The organism is Bacillus cereus group sp. BfR-BA-01524 (assembly GCF_022662595.1).
Taxonomy (GTDB): Bacteria; Bacillota; Bacilli; order Bacillales; family Bacillaceae_G; genus Bacillus_A; species Bacillus_A thuringiensis_S.
In genome coordinates this window covers 1-7,310 of the sequence record NZ_JAKUDW010000163.1, presented here as the reverse complement: position 1 = coordinate 7,310, position 7,310 = coordinate 1, and the positions used below count along the sequence as shown (strand labels likewise).

Here is a 7,310-nt window from a genome sequence, read left to right as displayed (position 1 = left end):
ATTATTAATATATAATTCATATTATATACACTCTAACAAGATTGGATATTTACGCTTTGTCCAGTAATTTCATAAGACAGGACAAATAAAATATAGGGTACTAATAAATTATTTAATTGATACAAATCATCATGAATTTTTAACTTTCCGATAGAATTAGCTTCTAATATTAATACACTATTCCGATACAATGAATCAATTTGAGATGGGAAATATATGTTAGTGGGAGAAACCCTATGTTTTGTTGAATTAATTTATAAAATTTAAGTGTTTCAAAAAATAATAAAATAGGGGTACTAATATGGTTTAATTAAGAGAAACTAGATAAATAAAATAGAAGAGAATGTTCCTTTAAAGAACATTCTCTTCTATTTTATTAATGATATTGCATAATAAATAAGATTCTGTATTCTTAGTAAAAAATTCATTTTATATGTATTATCAAATATTTTTATCTAATTTTATATAAACCTGTCTTTTTCAATGCATTTTGTATAAATGTAACGGTTTTAGGAGCTTCCTTTTTAATGCGTTCTTGATAATAAGTATTTGGTGAAAATAGATAAGAAAACGCACTCGCAAAGAATTCTTGAGGATTCTTTTTCATATAGTTTTCAATTTTTATATTATCCTTTTCTTCTGTGTATATATCTTTGAATTCGCTAGTAGTACTTAATTCATTTAAAATTAGCATATCCACTGCGTGTCCAAACTCATGTATTAACGATTGGACAGGTGTTTCAGGCGCAGGATCGTCCTCTCCAATTGTTTGAAGTGAATATAATAGTTGCTTGTGTGTACCTAAATTTAACACAATCTGTTTTTTGTCAATATCATATAAAGCAAATGTGTGATCAGATATTTTTTTAAAATCTTGATCGATTACATTATCCAGTTTTCCCCACGGTATATCAGTGATAGTAAGAGCTCCTTTGGGATTCATTTGTTCAATGGTTTTTATTAATAAATCACCGGGAATACTTTGTGTTAAAAGATGTAAAAGAATGGCGGCTTTATTCACAGCAAATGATGCATTTAAATTATTAGGTACTATTTTAATTAATTTTGTTTCAACTGGTAATTCATTTTCTCTATGACTAGAAGTACCATTTTCAATAGCTGCTCTAAAATGTTTATTAATAGTATTTTCTTTAGTCTCTATTTTAGTTGTTATTGTATCTTTATCTACTAGTTCTGCTTCTACTTTTATTTTTTCTTTTCCATTTTCAACTATGATACTTAAATTAGTAATGATAATGCCTTGATTTCTTGGAAGTATAATATGTCCATTAGTATCTAGATACCCAATATGAGTGCCTTTTAGAAGTTTGAGATCTAGTAATATAGGACCATTAAACTTTTCTTCCTTTTTTGTTAAATAAGGATCAAGATAACCAACTGAAATTCCATATTTAAAATTTTCCGATAGATCTTTAAATGAGTGCCTATTAATTTTCGTATCATACGCGGAAATTTCAATAAGTTCACTATGCTTAAATCCTACTTCTTCCGCTGTTAAATACTTATAAACATGAATATCCTTATCAATTTTCTTTTTCATAAGGAGTTCATCTATAGTTCGAATCATTTTTCGTTCGTCAAGTTCGCCAGATTTAATAATGTCAATTTTACCATTTGCTTCTTTAATCAAATTGTTCAAATGTAACAAATGGTACATGTTAAACATCATATATTGATCATATGTTAATAATTTTCTCCATTTGTCATATTCTTTTTCTATAATTTTTGTTTTATATTCCTCTTCTTTAGAATCGTTATGAGTAATACCTGAAGTAGTTTCTTGTGCATTAACTGTATGGATTGGTAACAATGCTAATGCCGTTGAGATGGCAAAAGCAGGAATAGTTGTTCTTGTTAAAAAATGTTTCATATAAATGGCTCCTTTTCTTTTAAATAGCTATATTTAAATTGAATTTTAGATATAATATATTTTTTCTATTAACGTTATACGTAGTTAATTACTATAGATAAGTAAAAAGTCTCAATTCAATCTCTCTATTAAATTATATACACTTTAAAAAGGTAAAAAACTTATAATTTGGCCAAAAAATTCTTGAAACAAGGCAAATGAAACAGATTATCCCAATCCAAAAAATTAATTAGTTCAATTCAACATTACATCATCAATTTAATTCCGTTTGCAAATAAAATTTGATGAAATTAATGATGAGCTGGTTTGGTATAATTCAGTAACCTCATTAACTTCCTATACACACAACTAAGTAAATGACTAGTGCAAGATTAATTGTATCAAGATGACAAAAGGCTTCGTTTTAGTCTTCTCATGGGGATAAAAGCTGCCGGATGCACCTACTAGCCTTTAAGTTTTCCAAAAAATTTCGAAATTAGACAAACGTATATGCCAAAAAACAACATTATAAATACCGAAATATCTCTATTAATGATATTTTTTGGTAAGGTTACTATAATATAGACAAAAGCACTACAATTAGTAGCGATAATATTATCTCTCCCAAAACCTTTAGATGGACAAAAACACTCAAGTGAGAAATTGAGGGTGAAGGAGTTCTTGATTTTATTACTTTTCAATATTATGAGAGATGTATTTGCAGGTACAAATACCGTTCTTTTTCACGACGTATTAATCGGTAAATATTGCGAATCTAAAAAATACATTTGAAGCATTTACTATATTTGTATAGGCTTCTTTTATACGTATCTCAGGAAAATCGACAAAAATACCTATAATCCAATTAACACTAATAAAATTATTTTTTCCTACAAGTGATTAAAAAGTTAATAATGCCTTATTAATCTGTTTTTTAGGATTTAATTAACTATTCGGTACGTGAAATTATAAATTATTGTTGTTTTTACCCCCTAAACTTTGTTTAATATTTTATATAGATTATGTATAAATTGAATTTTCTCTAATGCACCACCAGGTACTAGAGGAAGTGCCATCATGCATAGTATGATTGAAACCGAAAAAAGAATAATCTAAGTCCCTATCATTATCTGCAATTTTTGTTTGAAACGCTTCTCAATATCGACTTAAACAATAAAGGAAATTAATAAAGTATAGCCGTGGTCAACTGATTTACATTCTAAATGCAGAATGCCGAAAAAAAGCAAACAAAAAGCAGCCCCAATATCAACTTTTATTGTATATTTTAGAGTTACTTTTTGTTTGTTTTTTATTTATAATTTTTAATTAAGTATAATATGATTTTTTTACCCCACTACCATTTCACATGTGAGGCTAACATCTTAAGTTACATATCGACAAAAATATCTATTCTATACTTTATTTTGTTCTTTAATTTTTATATTTGTCTTTTTATACAATGCTAATTTTTCTTCGTTATACTCTTTTGTATATCTATTAAACTTCTCTTTTTCTTTGTTCATTTCTTCCGTTAATTTATTTACTTCTTTCACTTTCTTGCTAATTCCTTTTAACTTTGTTTCTTTTACTTTTAATTTTGCATAAAGGTCTTTTTGACTAGCCATTAATTTCACATAGACATCGTTCATTTCTAGAAAAGCATTATAACGATTTTTATAAGCTTCTGCTACTTTTTCCGCTTGTTTTTGTATCCTTTTATCATCTATTTTTCCTATATTACTTTGAACTAATTTCGTTTTTTTCTGCGCTTTCTCTAATGTCTCTTTTTCATCTTTTAATATTTTTTCACGCTTGTCCACATTGGAGACTGCTCGGTCTATTTTTTCTGCAACTGTCTCATTATTCTCTTTTCCTTCTGTTATAATTTGAGCATATAATTCTTGTTCTTGTTTTTCTAATGTCTCTAATCTTTTCGTATCTTCAAATAACGACTTCTCTTGTTTAGCTACATTTTCAAATGCAACAAATAAGTTTTCTTCTGTATTTTCAGCAAAACAACCTGATAATAGTCCTACTGATATTATTCCAACTATTGCTAATTTTCTATAAGGCAACTTCTTTTCCCCCTTATGTTACATACGTTTATCATGCCAAAAATTCACTGGAAAGTGCTCATCTTCATTATACGCTTCAAACTCATAACCCTTTTCTTTTAAACCTTTTATAATTGCTGGTACTGCCGCAATAGATTGCGGATGAATATCATGCATTAAGATAACTTCTTTAGGGTTTATTGCACCTGCAAGTACATTTTGAACAATAACAGTCGTTTTATTCTTCCAATCTAAAGAGTCAATCGTCCAATCCCAAACTTTAAGGTCATTTTCTACTACTTTATTACGTAGCTCTTCATTTAAACCAGAAGAACCGTATGGAGGGCGTGTCAATTTTGGAGATTCTCCAATAATATTTGCTATTAAGCCTTGATTTTCTTTCATTTCATTTACATACTCTCCACTTGTATACAATTTTTTATAATCATGAGTCATACTATGCATAGCTATATAATGACCTTCTGCTTTCTCGCGTTTCACTAAATCTGGAAACCGTTTTACATTTGTACCAATTAAAAAAAATGTAGCTTTCACATTATTTTGTTTTAATATATCTAACAGTTTAGCTGTATATTTTCCTGGGCCATCATCAAATGTTAAATAGGCAACTTTTCTCACTTGACCATTGAATTGAACTGGTGCTACTTTTTTCATCTCAACTTTTGATTGCTCACTTGCAAGCTGTACTAAATTTACTTGATTCGCAACTGCCTTAACTGGTGATGTGATTGATTGAAACGTAAAATAGCCAACCAAACTTCCAATAATAACCACTAATATGATAATCATTCTTTTTACATTGAATACATTTTCCATTTTATACAATCCTTTTCTTTCTATTATTCTTATTTAATTCTTCCATTCATATTAATCTATTCATTGTTTTTCAGTTCTCTAACATTAAAATGAACAAATTATGTACAAAAGAAATTTCACCCTAATTCATATACTTTTCGATTCCTCACTAACTACATATACTTCTAAAAAATTAAATATTTCTTTTTTCATCTTGTTAGTCAAGATGGTCTATTAACTGGAACACTTCTTTTTTACAAGTAGCCATGTGTTACACCTACTTACAGTAGGGTTTTAAATGTCTTTTAATATAAGTCAATAACAGAGGAGGTACATATGACATCTACAAAAATAATTCCTGGACAAGGAACAGCTTTCATCTCAGACTTTCTTTTTAAATTATCTCGTAAAAGAAACTAACATACAAAAACACTTACAGAATATATATTGCTTTGAAAATGTATGGAGAAATCATGCGTAATATTCAGTCTTTTAACTATGTTTGTATTAGAAAAAAGTCATACTAAATCTACTAACTTACTGTATTAGTCTCACTTTATAATTCTACCTTGTTAACTATATATGGATGTTATGTATACCATTAATAAAAAAAGCCCCTATTAGGGCACTCAATAGATATAAGAAATGAATTAAAACAAATTACAGACTTTCATTACAAACTTTCATAGTATAATTTTAAATAAATCATGAATCTCTGTAACAATAAGGAGCTTCAAAATAGTACGATTAAACATCCTTATTGTTACAGAGATTTGTAATATACATTATACTTCTAGGTATACTTGATTATATATAAATACAAGACATTATGTACTTTTATAATCTGTAGAAAGAAGTGAATTTGTCTCCCTTTTATAAACAAAGAGCATACCTAGAAGTTCTTTTTATTAATAATTAAATGTTATGGTTGCTAATGAATAACCTGCCAATACACTATATGGTGCAACTTGATAAGACACACGCTTTGCACCTTTTGGCCAATTTATTTCATCTAATACTTTCTCTATATCTTGCATTGTTCCATCCGTTGACTGCTTATATCGCACTACTACTTTTTCTGGATTAGATGCGAATTGTTTTTCTAACTTTTTCTTAAATTCAATATAATTTTCTGCCCCGTATTGTGCTGATAAGAATTTTAAATTAGTATCTTTTAACATTTGTTCGTATACGGGAGTTTTTGAACTACCAGCTTTTATTTTGTTTGTTAATTCACCAAAATAACTTGTAGTTGCTTTAGGGTATTTGCTACGATCCCATTCGTGATCTTTACTTAACTGTTCGTCAGACATATTAAAATATGAGTACGTTACACGCCCTGCTTTATCTGGTACTGGATCATCAAATGTAGTATCTAGGTGATACCATTTGTTTTCAATGTTCACTAAATTCCACGCGTGAGCTTGTCCATTTCCTGTGCCTGTTACAATATGATTTTGAATACCTGCCTCTTTTAATAATTGATATGTTAATAATGTATATCCTTGGCAAACGGCAGAACGATTCGCTAACGCTTCATATGCTGTATACGCTTGATAAGTCGTATCATAAGATACATGTTTTACAACGTAATCGTGAATAACTTTTACTTTCTCATGCTCATCCATCCCGGATTTTACAATTGAGCCAATAATCGCTTTCGCCTGAGATTTTACATATTGTGTTTGTCCTTTTGATTCATGGTATTTCACTTTCAATGTAAATGTATAGTTCCCTGGCAGTCCATCAATATAATATTCAGTAGAATCTACAATATATTTTGCATACTCATCCGCATCTAAAATCTTACTGTATTCTTTATATAATTGGTTCATTACTTCCCTAATATTTTCATTTTCCGTTTTATATGTGATTGTAATATTTTCATTTTGATTATCAATATGCTTTTTTAATTCTTTTCTAAAATCCTCTAATAACTTTGCATCTGGTTGTGCTGCCACTACAGTTGGGTTCGTGTCTGCATGAGATACAGTTGATGTATGTAAATCTACCATTACAATAGTTGAACAAAGTGCAGCAGCTGTCACATATTTATTTAATTTATTCAATTTATTTAATTTCTTCATCTCTTTACTCCTAGTGTTTATAGATGTGAGTTTCTTATGAATTTTCAATTGTTTTTACATCCGAATACATTAATTTAACTGATTCTAAACTATTATTAGATGCATAAAACATATGCCCAATTGCTTGTACTGTATCTCCAACCTTTACATTACGTTCATATGCTGTATATACACGAATTTTATTTTCTTTCACACTATCAGGTAAAGAACCTTTTGACTTATCTACCTCAAGAACAAAATACCCATCTTTTACATCTTTCACTTCAATAACTTTACCTTCTACTACATCTTTATCCTGTTCCTCTGCACTAGCTTCATTTTCTTTTTCAATTGTTTTTACATCCGAATACATTAATTTAACTGATTCTAAATTATTATTAGATGCATAAAACATATGCCCAATTGCTTGTACTGTATCTCCAACCTTTACATTACGTTCATATGCTGTATATACACGAATTTTATTTTCTTTCACACTATCAG

At 28.7% G+C, this 7,310-nt stretch carries 5 protein-coding genes and 1 pseudogene; 1 reads left to right on the top strand and 5 read right to left on the bottom strand.

Annotated features, from left to right (window positions below; genetic code table 11):
• Positions 1-451: 451 nt before the first annotated feature.
• Complete coding sequence (locus MR170_RS29270) at positions 452-1,891, bottom strand: anthrax toxin lethal factor-related metalloendopeptidase (RefSeq protein ID WP_242310430.1); 1,440 nt, start codon at positions 1,889-1,891, stop codon at positions 452-454.
• Between the two features lie 1,014 nt (positions 1,892-2,905).
• On the opposite strand from MR170_RS29270, the pseudogene MR170_RS32845 reads away from it, so the two are divergent.
• Positions 2,906-3,067 (top strand): annotated as a pseudogene (locus tag MR170_RS32845) (IS66 family transposase); the annotation flags it as partial.
• Positions 3,068-3,282: 215 nt separating this feature from the next.
• Here MR170_RS32845 and MR170_RS29265 read toward each other — a convergent pair.
• The 4 genes from MR170_RS29265 to MR170_RS29250 form a co-directional block, all read right to left on the bottom strand.
• Positions 3,283-3,945 (bottom strand): YkyA family protein, encoded by a 663-nt coding sequence (locus MR170_RS29265; RefSeq protein ID WP_242310428.1) that lies wholly within the window; start codon positions 3,943-3,945, stop codon positions 3,283-3,285.
• A gap of 18 nt (positions 3,946-3,963) precedes the next feature.
• Positions 3,964-4,761 carry a peptidoglycan-N-acetylglucosamine deacetylase gene (locus MR170_RS29260; protein WP_242310426.1) on the bottom strand — a complete coding sequence of 266 codons (798 nt, stop codon included), beginning with the start codon at positions 4,759-4,761 and terminating at the stop codon, positions 3,964-3,966.
• 887 nt (positions 4,762-5,648) lie between these two features.
• Entirely contained in the window at positions 5,649-6,809 is a 1,161-nt protein-coding gene (locus tag MR170_RS29255; RefSeq protein ID WP_242310432.1) for a transglutaminase domain-containing protein, read from the bottom strand.
• A 52-nt stretch (positions 6,810-6,861) separates the two neighbouring features.
• A partial coding sequence (locus tag MR170_RS29250; protein WP_242310424.1) for a hypothetical protein occupies positions 6,862-7,310 on the bottom strand: 449 nt, incomplete at its 5' end.